Raw genomic sequence first — 18,917 nt, 5'->3', positions numbered from 1 at the left:
TTTTCTCCCTTCCGAATAGGGCACTGGACCCCGGCCTTCGCCGGGGTACAAGAGCGCCCGGAGGGGGAATTCACGACCATGGCTACAGCCTCAGCATCGAGCGACACGAGCGCGATCAATCCGCAGCGCGACCGGCTGGTGATCACCGCCTCGGCGCTCGGGACCGTGTTCGAATGGTATGATTTCTTCCTCTACGGCATCCTCGCGGCGCTGCTGGGCAAGCTGTTCTTCCCGGCCGACAATCCGACTGCGGCGACGCTTGCCAGCCTTGCCGCCTTCGGAGCGGGGTTCGGGGTCAGGCCGCTCGGCGCCCTGCTGTTCGGCTGGTTCGGCGACCGGGTCGGGCGCAAATATACCTTCCTCGTCACCATCAGCCTGATGGGCGGCGCGACCGCCGCGATCGGCTTTCTTCCGACCTATGCCAGCGCCGGATTGTGGGCGCCGGCGCTGCTGGTCGGGCTCCGGTTGCTGCAGGGCCTCGCGCTCGGCGGGGAATATGGCGGGGCGGCCATCTATGTCGCCGAGCATGCGCCCGAGGGGAAGCGCGGCCAGTATACGAGCTGGATCCAGGTCAGCGTGGTCGGCGGCTTCCTGCTCAGCCTGATCATGGTGCTCGCCTGTCGCTATGCGCTCAGCCCTGAGCAGTTCGACGCCTGGGGCTGGCGAATCCCCTTCCTGTCGAGCCTCGTGATGCTGGCGATCTCGCTCTACATCCGGATGAAGCTCAACGAGAGCCCGGTGTTCCGGGCAATGAAGGAAGCGGGCACGGTCAGCCGCAACCCGTTCAAGGACAGCCTGACCTATCCGGGCAACATCAAGCGGGTGCTGGTGGCCTTGTTCGGCGTCGCGGCGGGCCTGACGGTCATCTACTACACCAGCCAGTTCGGGACGCTCTACTTCCTGCAAGGGACGGCGCGGGTCGGCGAGACCGAGGCGCTGCTCTACATGGCGGTGGGCGCGTCGATCGCGGCGCCGCTCTATGTCGGCTTCGGCGCCCTGTCGGACCGGGTCGGGCGCAAGAAGATCCTGCTGCTCGGCTACGGGCTGACTTTGGTGCTCCTGTTCCCGCTGTTTCACCTGATGGCCGACGGGGCCAATCCGGCGCTCAGCCGCGCGACCGCGAGTTCGCCCGTCACGCTGAGCGTCGACCGCAACTGCGACTATAGCGTGTTTGCGTCGAAGCAGGAGCAGCCCTGCGCCAAGGCGCTGGCCTTCCTCGCTAAGCGCGGGGTCAGCTACGCCAAGGATTATTCGGGCGTGCCCGCCGCGGGGGCCGCGCTGCGGGTCGGCGAGACCCGGGTCGAGGGCTTCGACGACAAGGCCTATACGGCGGCGCTGGTCGCGGCGGGCTATCCCGACAAGGCCGATCCGGCCGAGAAGCAGCGCTGGAAGATCATTCTCGCGGTGGCGGTGATGGTGGCGCTCTCGGCGATGACCTACGGCCAGGTCGCGGCGATCCTCGTCGAGATGTTCCCGGCCCGAATCCGCTACACGTCGATGAGCGTACCCTATCATATCGGCTCGGGCTATTTCGGCGGATTTTTGCCGCTGATCAGCCAGTATATCGTGGTCCGCACGGGCGATGCCTATGCCGGCCTGTGGTACACGATCGCGGTGGTGGCGATGGCCTTCGTCGTGAGTGCGATCTGGCTTCCCGAGACGTACCGCAAGGCGCTCGACTGAACCGAAGCGGAGGGAATATTCGGCCGTATGGGTTCCGAAGTTTAGAAATCCTTTGTTTCCCGACGCTAATGGCCGAAGCGTGGTGGAGCGGGTGGACCGGACCGAAAGACTGATGGCGTCGGAGCGGGATGACCGCGCCGACCTTCCGGCGCTGTGCTTCCTTGCCCCACCACGCGACGCGCTCGGCCAGCAGGTCCGCGACGGCCAGGTCGCCGCGCTGGTCCGGCTGGTCCCGCTGACGATCAGCGTCAACGTCCTTTCCGCGATCGTCCTCGCCATCTGCCTGTGGCCCGAGATACCGCATCTCGAACTCGGCCTGTGGACCGGGACCCTCATCTTGTTCTGCGCGCTTCGCCTGCTGCGGATCCTGCGGCTCAGGACCGACCCCGATTATGCGCGGCGCAAGGCCCCCTCGATCCGCACCATCGTCCCGCCGATCGCCTTCCTCAGCGCATTGTGGATCGTGCCCGCATTGCTGTGGTTCGACGACGTGCCGCCGCACGACCAGGTGGTGATGATCCTGATCCTGTTCGGCATGGCGAGCGGGGCGAGCGTGACGCTTTCCACCGTGCCGCCCGCGGCGCTCTCCTATATCGGCTCGGTCACCATCGCCGGTCTTTATGCGATGGCCCAGCTCGGTCCGCCGATGGTGGTCATGCTGATGCCCTTGTTCGCCGCCCTCGTCGGCTTCGCGGTGCTGTGGAACGCCCGGCAATTTTCCGGCCATCTCGCCGCCCGGCTCGAGCTCGAGGAAAAGGCCGAGCTCATCAACCTGCTGCGCGAATTCGACGCCTCGGGCAGCGAATGGCTGTGGGAGCTTGACGGCGCGCTGTCGGTGACCCGCATGTCGACCGGGATGGCCGACGCACTTGGCCGGACGATCGACGAAATGGCGGGAAGCTCGGCGCTGACCCTGCTCGATCCGCAGGGGCAGGTGGTGCTCGTCTCCGAGGGCATGCGGATCATCCAGGACGCGCTGCAATGCGGACGGCCGTTCCGCGACGTCGCCATTCCCGCGCTCGGCGGCAAGGCCTGGTGGTCGCTGTCGGGAAAGCCCGTGCTCGACGCGCAAGGGCGGGTCACGGGCTGGCGCGGGCTTGGCTCGGACATCACCGCCTCGCGCCTCACCGGGCACGACAGCATCACCGCGGCCCGCCACGACCTCATGACCGGGCTCGCCAACCGGCTGCTGATCCGCGAGCTGCTCGAGGAAGCCCTGCTGCGCCGGCGGCTCGGCCGCGGCGGCTGCGCGCTGATGCTGGTCGACCTCGACCGCTTCAAGCTGGTGAACGACACGCTCGGCCACCAGATCGGCGACGAGCTCCTGTGCGAGGTCGCCCGCCGGCTCGAGCGAGTCGCCGCAAGCCCGCGTGTCGGCCGCCTTGGCGGCGACGAGTTCGCGCTGGTCATGACCGGCAACCAGGGAAAGGAGGAGATCGCCAATTTCGCCGAGGAGATCATCCGGGTCCTTTCGGCGCCCTACCGGATCGGCGCGGCCGATCTCAACATCGGCGCGACCATCGGCATCGCGGTCGCCCCGACCGACGGGATCACGCAGGAAGCGCTGACCCGGAGCGCCGACCTCGCGCTCTACAGCGCCAAGAAGGCGGGGCGGGGGAGCTTCCTCTTCTTCGCGCCATGGATGGCCGAGCAGGCCGCCTCCAACCGTGCGCTCGAAAGCGACCTGCGGTCGGCGCTCAAGGCGGGCGAGTTGACGCTCGCCTATCAGCCGATCGTCGCCGCCGATACGCATGAGGTGATCGCGCGCGAGGCGCTGCTGCGCTGGACCCACCCGGTCCGCGGCGAGGTCCCGCCCGACCTGTTCGTGCCGGTGATCGAGGATGCGGGGTTGATCGGGCAGGTCGGCAACTGGGTGCTGCGCGAGGCCTGCTGCGAGGCGATGGCCTGGGCCGACGAGGCGCGGGTCGCGGTCAACGTCTCGAGCGCGCAGCTCGCTGCCGGGCCGCTGCTCGTCAGCCATGTCATCCATGCGCTCGGCCGCAGCGGGCTTGCCGCCGAACGGCTCGAGCTCGAGGTGACCGAGAGCATCTTCCTCGCCGACGACACCACTACCCGGGCGACCCTCGAGCAGCTGCGCGCGATCGGGGTGCGGCTGGTGCTCGACGATTTCGGCATGGGCTACAGCAATTACGGCTGCCTTGCGGCGGGCCAGTTCAACAAGGTCAAGATCGACCGCAGCTTCACCGTCGCCGCGGCCAATCCCGGACGCCCGGCGGAACGGGCGATCGTCGAATCGATCCTGACCCTCGCGCGCGGGCTCGATCTCGAGGTCACCGCCGAGGGGGTCGAGACCGAGGAGCAGGCGGCGCTGATGGCGACGCTCGGCTGCGGCCAGCTGCAGGGCTTCCTCTTCGGTCGTCCGGCCATCCCGACCGGCGACCGCCCGGTCAATCGCGACATGTCCGAATTCATTCCCGCATTGCCCCGCCCGCACGCCGCTTGAGGCTTCACCTTCGCGAATGACTGGCTATAAGCCGCCCGCGCACTGGGGCGTCGCCAAGTGGTAAGGCACCGGTTTTTGGTACCGGCATTCGCAGGTTCGAATCCTGCCGCCCCAGCCAGCCTTAAACTAAGTCGTTGATTTCACAGCATTGCGCTTCGTGAACGTAGGAGTGTTCGTCCGAAGTGACACTCCGCTGTGGAGCAACGAGCGATGGCTGCCACCTCCAACATGTTCCGCCGTGGAGCCGTCTACTACTTCAGGCGTCGCTGGAGATGGCGAGACGGCACCCCTTGTAGTATATCGATCAGCCTGAAGACGCGGCATTTGGCCAAGGCTCGCGCGCGTGCTGCAATGTTGGGAGCGTTCTGCGAGCAACTCCGAGGGAGGCTCGACATGGAGCGTACCGCAACTCTGACGGCTGATGATCGGGACGAAATCTTCCATCGGCAATTGGCCGACGAGCGGAATGCTCTCGAAGCGTTGCACGCTCGCGTTCAGGCGCTCCCGAATGAAGATATCTCTCCGCAACGGCACAGCGAGGAGTTTCCATTCGACCTCGAGACCATGGAGAAGGTTTGCGAGGAATGGATTGCCTATGGCTTGCCGATGCCGGGGCACTACCCAGACCTTGAGAGCTATCTCGAGGACACTTTCAGAAGGAAGCTGACCGAACTCGATCGAGTGAACGTCCTCGGCGGCTTGCGTACACTAGATTTTGCCTGGACCGTAGCTAACGAAGGTGCGTCCACGGCGCTGAGGGCGATCGGGGCGGAGGACACCGAAGCCAATCGCGCGCTCGCTCTCCGAGCAATCCTGAGAGCTAAGCAGCAGGGTGCACACGAGCTGAGGAAGTCACTTGAGCACGGTGCCGTCGCAATACCAATGGTCGCGGTAGGTGGACAATTCGCGCATACAAGTGCGGATCCCGCCTGGCCACATAGCCACTTGCTTCAGATGGACCATAGCCACTGGGCCAAAGACCAGGGACATGCTCGCTCGACTCCTCAATCCGACGCTCGGCAGCAAACTGGCTGGGCGGGGGTCAAAGTCGCGGTGGCTGGCGAGCGGTATCTCGAGTCTGTTCGACGTGTCGGAGGGGGCGACGCGCGCAGTTCGAAGCGTTCGTCTTGGGATCGCAAGTCCGTCAATCAGTTCAGGGCGGCTACGATGCTCCTACAGAAATCATATGGTGGGGCTTTCTGCGAGATCCAACATGCCGATTTCCTGAAGCTGGACAGCTATTTTGAGCGGCTGCCCGCCTCTCATCACAAGTCGCCAAGCCATGCCAGCATGTCCTTGGAAGCAATCTGTAACGAGGCGGCTGCGAAGGTGCAGGCCGGTGTCTTGAAGCCAGACAAGATCGGCTTAGGAACGCAAACGACCAACCGACACTTTCATTACCTTAGATTGCTCTGGGAATGGGTCCGCCGTCACGTGCCCAGCATGCCGCCTGTCTACTGGGACGACTTCAGGTCCATCGACAAGCGCGACCGGCGAGATATTCGGGCAGCTTATAGTGCCGACGAAGGCACTGAGATCTTCTCCTTACCGATTTGGACGGGATGCAGGAGCGAGCAGAAGCGGTTCGAACCAGGTCCATTTGTCTTCCACGATGCGGGGTACTGGGTGCCAATCCTGCTCTGGTACTCAGGTGCCCGCCTTTCTGAGATATGTTGTGCAACCCTTCCTCAGATTTGCCGCCGGCAGGGCGTCTGGTGCCTAGAGATTCGCGGGAATGAGCGAGGTACAATCAAGAACGAGGTTTCCCATCGCCTCGTGCCGCTAAGCAGTGAGGTGCTTAGGCTGGGGTTCCTTGAGTACGTCGAGAGGCTGAAAACGGCCGGCGAGGCGTTCCTCTTCCCCGACCTCAACACCGAGAGGACGCCTCCCGGAGATTGTTTCTACAAACGATATGGAAGACCTCTGCGGAAGGCGCTTCCAAACCTTCCCGAAGGTGTCTTCATGCATTCAATGCGGCACATGGTGGAGACGGAGCTTGCTGAGCAGGAATTTTCGGCGCGCGTTCGGAATGACCTCTTAGGGCATGTGAATGCCTCTGAAGGCGAGGGCCGCTATGCGAAGCGCTCGAGCGTTCGTCTACTCGTGCAAGCCGTTGAAGCCATTCCGAAGGTCACTGAGCATCTCAGGTCTCACCCGATCTCCCTACTACTCAGAAGACCAGGCAGGTCCTCCGAAGTTGCGAATCGACCGCGCCTTATCTGGGATGCCGATAGCGATGATGGATCGGAGTCGTAGCGTTTGAGATGGTGGCGTGAGGTTCTGAGAACGCCAGGACTTGGACCGGCGGCTCGTGTTTTTCAGCCTACGCAGCTTTGACGCCAGTCCTTCGGGGACACGTCTAAGACGCAGGTGACGCCAAGGAGAAATACCTACCTACACTCCGGAGCCAGGTCGAGCGGCCGGAATCGATAGGCGACCTTGCAGCATGGGGCTCGGACTTGACGCCTTTAAGGCAGCGCGCACGAGACACCTCCACCGGGGGTAGTGAGAGGGAAAACGTAACGCGAATTGGATCTCAAGCTTTTTCACGCGGCCATGTGCGCGGATCAAAAGCCCCGCCGGTGCTTCTTCTGTAGAACTGCGACATTACTTTTTCTCGAATGAAAGCTTCACGACCATCTTGCGGACCCTCGATCGACGCACTCTCAATCGATGCTGCATCCTAAGGTCTGATTCTCGTAGCAGCCCTCCACCCCAAGGTACGAGCGCCATCCGCATAGTCGTCGTACCTCGTCCAAGCCGCGAGGTCAGTCCTTCCATCAGCAAGGCATAGACGATATTATCATAATTTCATTCGAGTCGCATAGCATACTCTTAAACAATGACCGGCCCGGCATAGAAATACTAATGTGAGCTGCTCAGGGAATGCAGCAATTAGGAAGAAAGTGGATGTTTTAGGGATTTTTGTAGAAGATATGACTTAGCGGAGGATGTTTATATGGCTGAGGATACCTTTCGTGTCACGAGCCCGGCATGTGGCATAGGCAATCCTGCAGGAGCGCTTCCCGCCGACAACTCTGCTATTGTAGGCTGCCAGCCCACGAGTGAACCGACAAAATTCGCCATTCAGAGGGGTTCTTCGAGACTCGCGGAATTTGAGTGCATCCACGAGTGCGAAATTGACGGCTCTCGACCCGCTCCCATCGGAGAGTCAGCATGGGCTGCCAGCGCACAGCAGGCGCCGCTCGGGCCGCCGGCCGAAAATCCTGAGCGTTCAGCCTTTTCGCTGGGATACAAAAAGACTAATATTTATCCCGATATGACGTTCCTCGCCCTCTTCCAAGGGACGGGAGTCCGGCTGTTCGCCCCCACCGGCGAACTCCTCCCTTGGCTGTCGCACGCCCTCAGCCAACTCCACCTCGCGGTCGCCGACCGCTCGCGCCGCAAATACATCGGCGCCCTGCGCCGCTTCCTCACCGCCGCCAGGGCAACACCCGACCTCCTTGCCGGCCTCGCCGATCCGGCCAAGGCCCGGCCGACCCTCACCCGCCTGCTCGCCCGCGCCGGCTGCCGCCTGCGCCACCACCAGCTGCCCGGCGGCGCGGTGCTGGTCACCGCTCCCCACCCGCTGGTGCCGGCGATCGAGACCAGCCTGACGACGCTCAGCCACTGCTACGACCTCCTTGCCGACGCCGGGACCATCGATTTCGCCAATCCCGTCCAGCTCGATCCGACTGCCGCCGCTCGCATCGCCCCGGCCCGGCACCTGCGCCGCCATCGCCACTTCGTGCTCGCCAACCGCCGCATCGCCCGCCCGCTGACCGACGATCCCCACCAAGGCGAGGCCATCCTTGCTGCCGCGCACGACTGGCCCGCCGGCATCGTCGAGCTCACCCACCTGATGCACAGTACCGGCGCTCGCAGCAGCGATCTCATCGTGCTCCTCTGCCGCGACTGGGCAACTCATGGCTTTGGCGACCGCATCGCCTGCCCCGACAAGGGCTCAGGCGGGACCCGCATCAAGACCCTCTACCTCGACGAGGAACAGCGACGACGCCTTGCCGCCTACGTCGACGGGCCGCGCCGGGCGCTGACCGGCCTTCGCCTCGCTGACTTGAAGCGGCTGGCGGTCAGGGACCCCGCCGACCCCCGCCTCGACACCCCGCTGCTGCTCAACACGCGCGGGCGGGCGATCGGCTATTCGTTGTTCAACGACCATTATTTTCGCCCGGCCATGCGCCGGCTCGGGATATCCGCTACCCCGCATCTCCTCCGCCACGAGAAAACCACCGACGGCGTCATCGGCATCCGCTCGATCGCCCGCGACCACGGCCACGAGCAGCAGCTCATCGCCACCTTCGCCGAGCTGATGGGCTGGAAAAGCGGAGTGCAGATGGTGGAGTATTACTCCGCCTCCCTCGATGCCCATGATCAGCGCCAGCTGCTGTCCGAGTTGCAGGCCGCCAAGGCCCGCCCACCGGCAAACCCGCCCCGTTCGAACCGCGGCAGGCAGGGGGCAAGCGACCCGGTGCCGCCGGCGCTCGCCGCCTTTCTTGCCGGAGGCCAGTCATGACCCGGGTGCGCAGGCCATCGGCCAAGCCGCAGCCCAGCGATGGCGGCGTGCCCGCCTTTGTCGCCAGCACCACGCTCACCGGTCATGCCTTTCTCGACCGCTACCGAGCGCTGCGGCTGCGTGACCGGCTGCGCGACCAGCCCCACGAGCAAAGCGCCATCCTCGCTGCCGCCGAGATCCTCCGCTGGCGGCCGCGCCTCGCCCAGGAGCATGTCCATCAGTTGCTCGGCGGGTCGTGGCGGCAGGTCCGCGAAGCGGAACGGGCAATCGCTGCCGCGCTTGGCCGCCCGGTGCCGCTGCAGAATGTACCAGACCTGCCAGTCGATGGCGCCGTCGACCGTCTGCTCGCCTGGGCGAGGCAGCATTGCGGACCGGTTCCCGCCACCTGTCTCGATCCGGATCTCGGACCCCATTTCGCGGCGCCGCAGCCCCGCTACGCTGCGCGTGCGCTGGCATTGGTCAATCCGCCGCTGCGGGCCCAATGCTGTTTCAGCCTGCTGCTGACCGCCGCCGATCGCCTGCCCGGACACCGGGTCACCCGCGAACTCAAGGCCGCCGAGGGCCTCGATCATTGGCTGGAGGCAAGGGGCGGGGAGGTGGACCTTGCGAAGCCACGTGTCGCCCGCGAGACGCTGCTCGCCTGGCTTGGAGACGACCCTTCGCTGCTCCGGCTCGACAGCTGGCGCATCCTCGCCCAGGCAAGCGCGCGCGTCGGTCGTTTCCTCGACGAGCAGCCCGAGGTGCAGCAGCGGCTCACCTCCCTGCTCGCGCGCTTTCCGCAGCCGGGCCATTATGCGCTGGCCAAGAAGGTTGCCGCCGCCAGCAAGGCCAGGGCCGCCGGCCGCCGCGATGAGACCGCCAGCCCGCTCGCCGACGACTGGCGCGGCGTGCTGCACCTTGCTGACCTCCGGTTCGGCGAGATCGCCGCCATCCGCGACGCCTTCGAGGCGATCACCCGCGAGCTCGACGAGCAGGGGCAGGAGCAGGGGCGCTTCTCGGTGGAGCTCCCGCGCACCGATTGGCATGGCAACCCCGAGGAGGGCCAGCGCACCCTTCTGTTCACCGCCTATCGCGGCGAGCACCTTGCCGAGCGCTTTCGGCCCTTGTCGTTTCGCCGGCCCAATCACCCGCCCGAGCGATGGCTGCTCGCCTATGAGGGCGTGCGCGGCGGCGAGGGCGAGGACGATGTCCTGCCCCTGCTCGAGGCCTATCGGCTGGGCGCCTTCATCAACGCCGGCTGCCGCTCCGACCGGCACGAACAGGCGCTCGCCCATTTCGCTGCCCGTGCGGGCCGGCTGCCGATCGCGTCCGGGCAGATGCTGTTCCTCCACGCCGCCGGCTTCGACCGCCAGCTTGCCGACAAGGCCTTCGCGAAGGGCGTGGTGCTGGTACCGATCGCCATGGTCCACTTCGGCTTCGCGGTGGCGCGCGCCGTCCTACTCTCCGGTCTAATGACCGGCAACCGGATCGGCGAGACCATGCAGCAACGCTGCGAGGCCGATGCGATCAGCGCGGTCGACGGCGATCCCGGCCTGTTTGCCTTCCGTTCGATCCCCAAAGGAGAAGAGGAAGCCAAGCTGTCCTACGTCGACCAGGCGACGCTTGAAGCCATCACCCACGTTCATGTGATCGCCGCCCGCAACGGTTCGCCGCTGAAGCCAGTCACAGGCCGCGTTGGCCGGGCCGGACCCGAACCCCGCCGCTATGTCTACCAGCTATGGGGCCGCTCACTCGAGGCAAATGACCTCAATGGCATGCTCCAGGCACTGCTGTTCGGCTACCGGCTCGGCAGCCACGACGCGCGGGTCGGCTTCAGCCGGGCGGCCAAGGGGGAGGGGATCGCCCCACGCCTGGTCCAAGCGACCCTAAATCACTCCGATCCGCTGATGACCGAATATTATTCCCGCTCGACTGAGCGGATGAAGGAAGAAGCGGCGCGACGGCTGTCCCGATTGCGGGCGCCCGCGCCGGCTCCGGGAGGCAGACCATGATCCGCTGTCCGCCAGGGCTTGCCGCTCATGCCGCCGAGCGGGCGGCCCGCACCCTCATCCTCGTGCGCGAGGCGATCGCCAGCCTGCAGGCGCGGGGCGAGCCGGTTTCCCTTGGCGCCATTGCCGGCGAAACCGAACGGCGGCCCGATGGCGAGACCGTGTCCAGATCGGCGATCCTGCGCAACCGTGAGGCGCACGGGCTGTTCATGGCGGCCTGCTCGCAGCCGCGCCTCCTCAAGCGCGCCAAATCCGGGGGAAAGACGCGCGACCGGCACCTGTGGCGATTGAGCAAGGCCAAACTTATCGAACGGGTGCACATGCTCGAGGGCCGGATCGCCCAGCTGACCGCCTGCCTCGCCGCCAACGCCTTTGGCGACCCGCCACCGGAAGGCTGACGCCGGCTGCCGTCAGGGCGAGGTGTCGAGGAGCTGCTCCAGGAAGACGAGCAGCCGGCGCGCATCGCCCCGCGAGATCAGCCCAGCCGCCGTTCCTGCAGTGAGCTGGGCGTGCACCTCGCTCAGGAGGTGCTGGCGGAGCCTGCCGCGAGTAACATTCGCTGCCCATGCCGAACCCTTGTTCACCGCCGGCAGCAGAGTTTGCTGGGGGTTCCACTCGCTGACCTGCGCGGGGACGGTCAGCACCCAGTGGGTACGGCAGCTGTCATGGGCAAGGCGCAGCTCGACCTGCCCCAGCGCGGAAAAGCGGCGCGATCGGACAAACGCCTTGAGCGCGGCGGCCGAGCGGAACACCCGCAAGTGGCAGACGGTCGCCACCCCATGATGGTCCCCGGTCAGTCTCCATTCGAGCACGTAACCCACCGGCGCCGCGACTCCCTGTGCTGACGAGGGCTTGACGAGCGCTAGGCAGAATAATACTTAAAGGTATGAATTGAAAGCAGGGAGACGATGAGGTGACGGGTTAGCGAGCAAGTCAGCGGGCAGAGGTCCGGGCGGCTGGTGGGCATTCGCAAACGAGCTCGCCGATCGGCACGTCGAGGCCCGCCGCCACCCGGGCGAGGGTCAGCAGGGTCAGATTCTGTGAGCCGCGCTCGATCCGCCCGAGCAGATTGGGGTTGATCCCCACAGCTAGGGCAAGCTCCGCCTGCGTGAGCCGGCGCTGTTTGCGCAGGTCACGAATCTGTGCGCCGACCGAAGCCAGGAGCGGGTCCATGACGCTCCTTCTGCAATCTTCTTGTCACCTGCGCCAGAGCCGCAGCGCTTGCCCTGGCGCGTCAGGATCGGCGTGGATGCGTTACCAGGTCCTTGCGCACCAACGTCGGGCCTGCAGCGCGGCCGCCGCCGTGGCGAACTGCGTGAGATGAGGCTGGGTCGGGGCGTTAGCCAGCAGATGATCAGCCAAGGCGGTCCAGCCGTTGGCCAGCGGGGCGGGCGATTCAGTTTCCGCCGCCTTCAGCCAGCAGTACAAAATGAAGCTTGCTGCGACGTCAGTCTCGCCTTTGGCGCGCTGGGGGCTCGAACCTTGGGCGGCCGGGCGGCGCCGCTCGGGATTGTACGGGATCTGCAGCGCAGCGCAGACATCGCGTAAGGCGGGCCAGCGGTTGTGCCCATAGCGGGAAAATCTTTGCATGAGGTCGAGGTGCCGATCCGCTCGATCATCAAGCAGCGCGCCCAGGTGCGAGCGCCTGAATAGCCAATGATGCCAGCGGCGGTGCAGCAGCAGCGGCAGGTCGTGGCTGCCGCCGTTGAAAGTGATCAGCAGACCATCGCCGAGCAGGCACAGCTTTTGTTCGACCTGCTCAAGGAGACGAACTTCCTCCTCTCCGTCGCATGCAGCCAGACTTGTCAGGGCGAAGTTGCTGCAAGCGTTTTCGCTGTCCTCTTCGAAGCTCAGGCTGGAAACGCCTACCACGCGGTGCAGCCAGGACCTCTCGAAGCCGCCGGGGCCGCTACGCCCCGCTGATTTCAGCGCATCCCTGTCGAGCTCGGTCTCGATATCGAGAACTAGGCAGCGCATCCCACTCTCTAGTCGCTCATGGCGCCGGTTTCGGCGAGGACATCACCGCAGGCGGCGGCTTCGCTCATCAGCGCCGCGCGAAGGATGCATCGCCCCGCCGACGATCCCAGCGCCACGTCGAGTGGAGCCTGGTGGTAGAGGCCGGCGTGAGGGGTGCGGAGCCACGTCCTGATCACGGCGCGGTCACTCAGCAGCCACTGCAGCGCCGCCGAGATGTCGAGACATTGGCTGACCGGGTCGGCGCCTCCGGAGATCCGCGCCTCCCGCAGTCTTTGCCGGTCCCGCGCGTTGAGGGCCCATTGTCGGCTTAACTGATCGAGCGCATGATCCACCGGAGCCGCCCACTGCAGAAATGATCACAATAATACTTAAAAGTATTCTCTGTCAAGTCGCGAAGAAGCGGGCTGTCGGCCACGGGCGGGGAAAGGCGCGACTGTGAAGCTCGATCTTGCTTCCCTTGAGCGGCTCCTCATCAGCTTGTTCGATCTCTCGGAAAGTCAGCGTCCGGCGCTTATCGGCCGTTTTAAATATCTTCAGCGTCTCGGTGCGCCCCGGCCGCAGACCGGGGAGGGGCGCGCCCGCTATTCGCTTGAGGATTTGCTCCAGATCGTGATGATCTTCGAACTGGTCGACTCCGGCTGCGCGCCGGCTCGAGCGATCCGGATGGTGCGAACCCATTGGGCGACGCTTCGCGGCGATCTTGCCGAGGGCTGGCGAACCCTGATCGCCTTGCGCAAAGGCGAGCGGGGCGAGCGCCTCGTCTGGACCGTGATCCCGCACGCCCTGCAAGAACTCGGCGCGGGCGAGTCGATGGTCGACGTTGCCGTTGATGACCGCGCCGGCCTGCTCGATCCTGGTACGATCCTCGACTGGCCACTCGAGCGTGCCCTTGGCGGGGACCGGCACGCGATTTTCATCGACCTCCTGCGGCTGCTCGCCGCTCTCGAAGCAGCCTTCGAGCGTATCGATCCTGCGCGCAGCTGGTCGCTCGGCCAGGAGCTGAGCAAGTTCAGCAAGCCTCCGCAGACACGCAGGAGCCGCTCCTGAGCGCTTAGGCGAACCTTCGGCGATCAGCGATCCGCCCTAAGTTTCTCCAAGCGTCAGAGGCTCAAAGCAGCGAAAGCAGGCCGGTAGAGAGCGGCGCTGCTGCTGGCTCGCCAAGCGACGGGCCGGTCTCCTCAGCAGCCAACCTCGCTTCTCCGCCTGGCCAATCAGATCATCGAGCGGCGCAATCGTCGGGTAATCCTCGCCTGCCTCGGCCGCTGCGCGGCCTTTGTGCAGGGACATCCTCAGCACATCATTGTTGCGCTGCAGCCGCCGCAGCATCTCGGCCGAGCCGAGGTCGTTGGCGGGATCGCCAGAGATCTCCTTCAGCGCCACCACGCCTTCGGCCGAGCGAAGCGTGCGAAAGCCGATGGTGCGGACCCGCTCGGCCAGCACATCGGTGCTGGCCAAGACCTCGCTCGCGATCTCGTCGAAGAAGCGATGCAGTGACTGGAACTGCGCGCCGGACACGTGCCATTGGTAGCTCTTGGCTAGGAAGTAGAAGTCGAAACTGGTGGCCAGGATGGCATTGAGCGCGGCGGCAATGGCTACCTTGCTGTCGATCGGTTCGGGCCGGTCAGCCTCGTGCGCGGCGGTTGCCATTTCCACGCTTCTCGCTTGCTTGAAGAAAAGATGGGGGCGTTAGTGACAGCCATTCGCCGGCGCTCCCCCGCTGGTTACGTTGCTCGGAGCTAGCGCCCCGGTCGGTGACGGGATCACCAGTTCACGCCGGCCTGGGCATATCGGAAGCGCCCGTTGAGCCCGAAGGGCGAGTATTAGGGGAAACCCAGCACGCCACTGGGTGCGTTGAGCGCCGCCGGCACCTTGTCGGGATAAACGTCGAAAAGGTTCTGAGCGCCGATCGCCAATTGAAGGCCCTTTTTCGCGCCATAACGGACCTCTTAGCTCGCGTGGGCACAAGCTGATGGAATCTTACTTGGCGAGCCTGCCGGCGAGGTCAGGTTTCAGTCGTTTGGCTGCTTCTACATAGCTCTCCTGCGATCACCCTTCGGCGTAGCGCAATCCTGCGATGGAGGAAGGGCCCCGATCCCGGCTGGCGAAGTCACACGATAAGGTGATCCTCGATCACTTGCGGTGAGACTGTTAGTGGCTATCTTGAGGGCATGGCGACCAAGGCGACTAGCAGCAAAACTGGGAAGGGCCGCGCTGCTGGCTCCATCAAGATCGTGACCGCCAAGCTAGGTGAAGGCCGATCGAGCAAAACCGTTCGTTTTGGCTCTGTCGAAATCAAGGGTTCGGCACCGGCACCGGAGGTCATCGTTTCTAACGTGAAGAGCGGGCAGGACGCGCTCAAGCGCGCCAAGAAGGCCTTTACCAAGCCGGGTGTAAGTCTCCGGCTGGCGAAGGGTATCGCCCGCTACCGTGTCGATCCGGACCGCCCGCACATCATCGTTCGGGAAGTAAACGGTCGCATCGACATGGGAACCTTTGTCGACGGGCGGTTCCAGCAAGCCGAATGAGGTCGCTGTCGGGCGCGGTTGATCGGGCTCTGGAGGCCCAGGTCTCGTCCGGCAAACCGCTCGGTATCATCCTTGCGGGGCACAATGGTTCCGGCAAGTCGACGATGTGGCGGCGGCACCTCTCCCCCAAATTGCAGCTGCCGCTCGTCAACGCGGACCGGATGATGCTGTCGATCCTGCCGGAGGCGGATGCCAAGGGCTTTGTTCCGGATTGGGCGGCGCAGCTTCGCGATACCGATCAGAGCTGGATGCGGGTGGCGCAGAAGGGTGTCGAAGCCTTTGTGGCGCAGGCCATGGTCCACAAGGTGCCGTTCGCCATGGAGACCGTCTTCTCTCATTGGCAGGTCAACGAAGACGGAACGGTCGACTCCAAGATCAAGCTGATTGAACAGCTGCAGGCGGCTGGGTACTTCGTGCTGCTGATCTTTGTTGGCCTGTCGAACGCATCACTTTCCATCGCCCGAGTGTCGACCCGCGTGCAGCTGGGCGGCCATGCAGTTGACCATGTGAAGCTGCTCGAGCGTTTTCCGCGCACCCAGAAAGCTATCCGTGCCGCTTCTTCGGTGGCGGATGCCACGCTGCTCAACGACAACAGCCTTGACGAGAAACGGGCCTATTCGGTTTGTCGGATCCAGCTCAAGGACGAAGAGGTCTTCGATATACGGCGCGAGGGCAATCCGCCGAAGGCGCTGACCGAGTGGCTGGACCTGGTTAGTCCTCTACAAGCCTAGCATCTTAGCCAATCATGGGCGGTATTAGACGTCGAGAGTTGCACCGACGTTTCGGCTTCGTGCATGCCGAATGTAGCCTCGAGGCTCCAGACGCGTGAGGGGGCGGGTACGTGTCGCGAGGCTGGCGCGTATTTGAAGTTCCGCCGGACTTCACTCTTCGTGGTCAATCGATCGAGTCCCGATATCCACATGCTAGCGCCACTGGCCCTGCTCCCGCTTCCAGATGACGAGGAACTTGACCACCGCCTCGCCCCCCCCCCCCCGCCAACGTGATCTTTCCGCGTCCAAGCTGGTGCAAGAACTCGCCGGCTGACGTCAGTTCGATGCTCAATTGCGACGCTTGCAACACGCAATTCGTCGACGGTCGACCGCCCATATTCCGCAATATTCTCGCGGCCACGGATAGTCTCCGCACCTGGAGGAAGGATGATGGAATCCTGAGTGTAGGTGGACGCTTTAGCGCCCTCTACATCACCTCGATTGAGGGCATCGGTAAATTGCTTGTCGATAATCTGAGCAGATAGGCGTTGTCCCCACGAAGGTATATCGCTGATATCAACGCAAATCTTCGGGCGAACTAAAGAATTCGCCCCCGGCACGCCTACCAGACGTCCACCGGACGATTGCGCGCAGACTTTTCTCGTGACCTATGCGAATGAAGATTTGCTCCCCGATTGCAAGTATCTCGTCGGACACAAAGCAAAACCCTGAGACAGATAGATCAACGATGCGAACGGGCACGCGGACACCATCGGCGGTAATCAGACTGGCGCCAAGATTGACGTCGATGCGCTTATCTCGTCGCTCCAACCGTTCCTCCCTAATCTTACTTGCTGGACGCTAATATTTTCCGTCCTTCTTTGCAACGCGCGCCCGCGGCGCTGGGCGCCGAAGCGTTTCTGTTTCCATGTGGCCTACCTCTTTGTCACCTCGGGGCTTAACATGCGTTAGCTGGAGCGGATTTCGCGATTTTGTTATAAAGATTGGCCCCCTGTTGCACGCAGTCGGGTGAGGACCGGGCGAGCTGCGGTGCCAGCGCTCGCCCGGCCTCTTCAGTCAGCCCGGAGGTAGGTCATGCCAGGGGTTGCCGAGGCGCGAGAAGTAGTCCGCTGCGCGATCTACACACGCAAGAGCACAGAATGCCCGACGAGCCAGGAGATGAACTCGCTGGCGGGGCAGAGAGCGGTCTGCTCGGCCTACGTCGCGTGCCAAGCGCACAAAGGCTGGGTCGAATTGCCCCAGCATTACGATGATGAAGGCTTTACGGGAGCGAACCTGGATCGCCCTGCGCTTCACCGATTGCTGACCGATGCCCGCGAGGGTCGCGTCGACGTGATCCTTTTCTACAAGATTGATCGGCTCACGCGGTCTCTTTCTGACTTTGTACGACTGATGGACGCTTTCCAGCATTTCGATCTGTCGTTCGTGAGCGTGACCCAATCCTTCGACACATCCGACAGCATGGGCCGGATGGTCCTGAACATCCTTCTGACCTTCGCGCAATTCGAGCGCGAGATGATGGGGGATCGCATCCGCGACAAAAAGAACACAATGCGGCGTAGCGGCCTCTATATCGGCGGCATGGCTCCTCTCGGCTATCTAAGCCACAAGGGTAAGCTCCGCGTCATTCCGCGAGAAGCCGAATTGGTAAAGGCGGCCTTCGAACGCTTCGATGATTATCCAAGCGTCGCCAGCCTCTGGCGAGCTCTCGATGCTGAAGGGAAAGGCAAGCTTGTGAGCCGGCACCGGTTCAAGACGAGCCGCCGCAATCCACTTTGGTTCAATGGCTCAGCTCAAAAGGTTTTTCGGAATCCGCTCTATGCAGGATACCAGTACGTTGAAGGTGAGCTGATCAAGGCAAACCACGAAGCCTTCATCTCGCTTGAGCGCTGGCACGAGATACAAGCTGTCTTGGCCACACGCAGCAAGAAGAGCGGGAAGGTCGATCCGAGCATCCACCCACTGGCGGGACTTATCTTCGACGAAACGGACCGGGTGCTGGCGCCGCGGATGCGTGGGTGCAAGCGCTGGCCGCAACGGTACTACGAGAGCGTCAGCCGACAGCTGCGGAGAGGGCAGCGAATCGATCGCGTTCGTATTCGCGGCACGGAGATCGAGGACGTCGTCGTTGCCGCACTCGTCGCCTTTCTCGAGGATCCGGAGAAGCTGCGGGCTGCGGTGGTTCGCGCCTACGCCGATCCCAATCTGGCCTATGCGATGCAGATGCGCGGGCCCGCAGCGGCTGAGCGGTTAGCTGCCTCGCATGGCATTGATCTGAGTCATGCATTTCGCGGACTGACCGGCCGCGTCGAAGTGGCGAAGACAGAGGTCAGGGTTTGGGTCAGTCTGCGCGCTCTAGACAGCTATCTGAGCTGGAGTGGGATCGGGCTTTTCGACTGCATATCGGAGACTACGAAGTCATACGAAGATCTGCATCTGCTGCGGATCGACACAATTCTCGGCCCGCATCGCGTGAAGCTTCAACTTCCTTATGAGCATAACGCAGGTGAACACCGCGACGCTCGCTTAATAAAATTGCTTAGCCGCGCAGCCGAGGCTGAGGTTGCCTTCCTGGCTGATCCCACCCGTGATCTCGAAAAGCATGCTCGCGAGATGAAGTGGGGGCCAAGCAAGTATTCAAGGCTACTCCGCCTCAACTATTTAGCGCCCGATATCAAGGCCGCCATTCTAGACGGGAGGCAGCCGGAAAGCCTGACTGAGCGGAAACTGCTCTATTCACCGATGCCAGCGGATTGGCAGCAGCAGCGTGCAATCCTCGGCTTCCCCACGCCAAAGAGCGATCGCACCTATCTTTCCACGCGCAGGGCCGAAAAATGACGGACGGGCAATTGAAAGGGAAGGAAGCCGCCCTTCTGGCCAACAGGGACAATGTTGGCGGCGCTACGTTTGCTTCGGAAACGCCGGGCCATCGCTTTTGCGATGACGGCGCTCTTCCAGTCATGCAAGCTATTCACCACCTATGCGAACGAACAGCCGGAATTGGCCGGGAGGGGA

At 63.8% G+C, this 18,917-nt stretch carries 16 protein-coding genes and 1 tRNA gene; 11 read left to right on the top strand and 6 right to left on the bottom strand.

Features of this window, described 5'->3' with window-relative positions:
• Positions 1 to 78 precede the first annotated feature (78 nt).
• From AC4GYU_RS10785 to AC4GYU_RS10755, 7 genes are all read left to right on the top strand, one after another.
• Positions 79 to 1,683, top strand: a complete 1,605-nt coding sequence (locus tag AC4GYU_RS10785; RefSeq protein WP_491086954.1) for an MFS transporter — start codon at positions 79 to 81, stop codon at positions 1,681 to 1,683.
• A gap of 91 nt (positions 1,684 to 1,774) precedes the next feature.
• Positions 1,775 to 4,147: a putative bifunctional diguanylate cyclase/phosphodiesterase gene (locus tag AC4GYU_RS10780; RefSeq protein WP_491086953.1), complete on the top strand. Its 2,373-nt coding sequence runs from the start codon at positions 1,775 to 1,777 to the stop codon at positions 4,145 to 4,147.
• A 43-nt stretch (positions 4,148 to 4,190) separates the two neighbouring features.
• A tRNA-Gln gene (locus tag AC4GYU_RS10775) sits at positions 4,191 to 4,265 on the top strand.
• Between the two features lie 275 nt (positions 4,266 to 4,540).
• Complete coding sequence (locus AC4GYU_RS10770; protein ID WP_491086952.1) at positions 4,541 to 6,403, top strand: site-specific integrase; 1,863 nt, start codon at positions 4,541 to 4,543, stop codon at positions 6,401 to 6,403.
• 1,024 nt (positions 6,404 to 7,427) lie between these two features.
• The gene (locus tag AC4GYU_RS10765) at positions 7,428 to 8,681 is read left to right on the top strand and encodes a site-specific integrase (RefSeq protein ID WP_491086951.1); all 1,254 of its coding nucleotides are present in this window, start codon (positions 7,428 to 7,430) and stop codon (positions 8,679 to 8,681) included.
• Complete coding sequence (locus AC4GYU_RS10760) at positions 8,678 to 10,672, top strand: hypothetical protein (RefSeq protein WP_491086950.1); 1,995 nt, start codon at positions 8,678 to 8,680, stop codon at positions 10,670 to 10,672. The genes AC4GYU_RS10765 and AC4GYU_RS10760 overlap by 4 nt, the downstream gene beginning before the upstream one ends.
• The gene (locus AC4GYU_RS10755) at positions 10,669 to 11,067 is read left to right on the top strand and encodes a hypothetical protein (protein ID WP_491086949.1); all 399 of its coding nucleotides are present in this window, start codon (positions 10,669 to 10,671) and stop codon (positions 11,065 to 11,067) included. The genes AC4GYU_RS10760 and AC4GYU_RS10755 overlap by 4 nt, the downstream gene beginning before the upstream one ends.
• Positions 11,068 to 11,079: 12 nt before the next feature.
• Here AC4GYU_RS10755 and AC4GYU_RS10750 read toward each other — a convergent pair whose 3' ends face one another.
• From AC4GYU_RS10750 to AC4GYU_RS10735, 4 genes are all read right to left on the bottom strand, one after another.
• The gene (locus AC4GYU_RS10750; protein ID WP_491086948.1) at positions 11,080 to 11,490 is read right to left on the bottom strand and encodes a hypothetical protein; all 411 of its coding nucleotides are present in this window, start codon (positions 11,488 to 11,490) and stop codon (positions 11,080 to 11,082) included.
• Between the two features lie 112 nt (positions 11,491 to 11,602).
• A complete protein-coding gene (locus AC4GYU_RS10745) occupies positions 11,603 to 11,842 on the bottom strand; it encodes a helix-turn-helix domain-containing protein (RefSeq protein ID WP_491086947.1) in 240 nt (79 codons plus the stop codon).
• A gap of 81 nt (positions 11,843 to 11,923) precedes the next feature.
• A complete protein-coding gene (locus AC4GYU_RS10740) occupies positions 11,924 to 12,646 on the bottom strand; it encodes a 3'-5' exonuclease family protein (protein WP_491086946.1) in 723 nt (240 codons plus the stop codon).
• Between the two features lie 8 nt (positions 12,647 to 12,654).
• The gene (locus tag AC4GYU_RS10735) at positions 12,655 to 12,978 is read right to left on the bottom strand and encodes a hypothetical protein (protein ID WP_491086945.1); all 324 of its coding nucleotides are present in this window, start codon (positions 12,976 to 12,978) and stop codon (positions 12,655 to 12,657) included.
• Between the two features lie 103 nt (positions 12,979 to 13,081).
• Between AC4GYU_RS10735 and AC4GYU_RS10730 the strand changes: the two genes are divergently transcribed.
• On the top strand, positions 13,082 to 13,693 hold the full coding sequence (locus AC4GYU_RS10730) for a MerR family transcriptional regulator (RefSeq protein WP_491086944.1): 612 nt from the start codon (positions 13,082 to 13,084) through the stop codon (positions 13,691 to 13,693).
• 36 nt (positions 13,694 to 13,729) lie between these two features.
• On the opposite strand, the gene AC4GYU_RS10725 is transcribed toward AC4GYU_RS10730, so the two are convergent.
• A complete protein-coding gene (locus tag AC4GYU_RS10725) occupies positions 13,730 to 14,293 on the bottom strand; it encodes a Dps family protein (protein ID WP_491086943.1) in 564 nt (187 codons plus the stop codon).
• A 521-nt stretch (positions 14,294 to 14,814) separates the two neighbouring features.
• On the opposite strand from AC4GYU_RS10725, the gene AC4GYU_RS10720 reads away from it, so the two are divergent.
• On the top strand, positions 14,815 to 15,171 hold the full coding sequence (locus tag AC4GYU_RS10720) for a hypothetical protein (RefSeq protein ID WP_491086942.1): 357 nt from the start codon (positions 14,815 to 14,817) through the stop codon (positions 15,169 to 15,171).
• Positions 15,168 to 15,902 (top strand): zeta toxin family protein, encoded by a 735-nt coding sequence (locus AC4GYU_RS10715; protein ID WP_491086941.1) that lies wholly within the window; start codon positions 15,168 to 15,170, stop codon positions 15,900 to 15,902. Before AC4GYU_RS10720 ends, AC4GYU_RS10715 begins: the two co-directional genes overlap by 4 nt.
• 555 nt (positions 15,903 to 16,457) lie before the next feature.
• Here the strand turns inward: AC4GYU_RS10715 and AC4GYU_RS10710 are convergent.
• On the bottom strand, positions 16,458 to 16,712 hold the full coding sequence (locus AC4GYU_RS10710) for a PilZ domain-containing protein (protein ID WP_491086940.1): 255 nt from the start codon (positions 16,710 to 16,712) through the stop codon (positions 16,458 to 16,460).
• Between the two features lie 264 nt (positions 16,713 to 16,976).
• On the opposite strand from AC4GYU_RS10710, the gene AC4GYU_RS10705 reads away from it, so the two are divergent.
• Positions 16,977 to 18,740 carry a recombinase family protein gene (locus tag AC4GYU_RS10705; RefSeq protein ID WP_491086939.1) on the top strand — a complete coding sequence of 588 codons (1,764 nt, stop codon included), beginning with the start codon at positions 16,977 to 16,979 and terminating at the stop codon, positions 18,738 to 18,740.
• Positions 18,741 to 18,917: the final 177 nt, after the last annotated feature.

Source organism: Sphingomonas sp. SP2 (assembly GCF_058313385.1).
This window is presented reverse-complemented; position numbering and strand designations above follow the sequence as displayed.

Bases quoted from the DNA above. Each gene is read 5' to 3' on its own strand.
- AC4GYU_RS10745 (WP_491086947.1), bottom strand. From the start codon at position 11,842: ATGGACCCGCTCCTGGCTTCGGTCGGCGCACAGATTCGTGACCTGCGC.
- AC4GYU_RS10760 (WP_491086950.1), top strand. From the start codon at position 8,678: ATGACCCGGGTGCGCAGGCCATCGGCCAAGCCGCAGCCCAGCGATGGC.
- AC4GYU_RS10785 (WP_491086954.1), top strand. From the start codon at position 79: ATGGCTACAGCCTCAGCATCGAGCGACACGAGCGCGATCAATCCGCAG.
- AC4GYU_RS10755 (WP_491086949.1), top strand. From the start codon at position 10,669: ATGATCCGCTGTCCGCCAGGGCTTGCCGCTCATGCCGCCGAGCGGGCG.
- AC4GYU_RS10725 (WP_491086943.1), bottom strand. From the start codon at position 14,293: ATGGCAACCGCCGCGCACGAGGCTGACCGGCCCGAACCGATCGACAGC.
- AC4GYU_RS10740 (WP_491086946.1), bottom strand. From the start codon at position 12,646: ATGCGCTGCCTAGTTCTCGATATCGAGACCGAGCTCGACAGGGATGCG.
- AC4GYU_RS10770 (WP_491086952.1), top strand. From the start codon at position 4,541: ATGGAGCGTACCGCAACTCTGACGGCTGATGATCGGGACGAAATCTTC.
- AC4GYU_RS10720 (WP_491086942.1), top strand. From the start codon at position 14,815: ATGGCGACCAAGGCGACTAGCAGCAAAACTGGGAAGGGCCGCGCTGCT.
- AC4GYU_RS10765 (WP_491086951.1), top strand. From the start codon at position 7,428: ATGACGTTCCTCGCCCTCTTCCAAGGGACGGGAGTCCGGCTGTTCGCC.
- AC4GYU_RS10715 (WP_491086941.1), top strand. From the start codon at position 15,168: ATGAGGTCGCTGTCGGGCGCGGTTGATCGGGCTCTGGAGGCCCAGGTC.
- AC4GYU_RS10705 (WP_491086939.1), top strand. From the start codon at position 16,977: ATGCCAGGGGTTGCCGAGGCGCGAGAAGTAGTCCGCTGCGCGATCTAC.